Origin of the sequence: Gordonia sp. DT219 (assembly GCF_049847065.1) — a bacterium.
GTDB lineage: Bacteria > Actinomycetota > Actinomycetes > Mycobacteriales > Mycobacteriaceae > Gordonia.
In genome coordinates this window covers 1-216 of sequence record NZ_JBNCNR010000136.1, presented here as the reverse complement: position 1 = coordinate 216, position 216 = coordinate 1, and the positions used below count along the sequence as shown (strand labels likewise).

General features: G+C 62.0%; 1 protein-coding gene. It reads right to left on the bottom strand.

The window, feature by feature from the left end:
* A partial coding sequence (locus ACPXB3_RS22755; protein WP_425729917.1) for an Imm49 family immunity protein occupies positions 1 to 216 on the bottom strand: 216 nt, incomplete at both ends.

Here is a 216-nt window from a genome sequence, read left to right as displayed (position 1 = left end):
GGCAAATACTGCGACTCCACCCCCACCTCGAAATCCGAATCCACCGCCGCACACACCGGACCCAAAATCCCCCACGGCACAAACCCCTCCTCCTCACGCACCCGATTCTCCACCGGCCGCGTAAAGAACTCCTTATTCCCCTCCACCGCCGTCCGCACATCACCCCGAAACTCACTACGGCTCCCCGACACCACATCCCACAACAACCGCACCGAC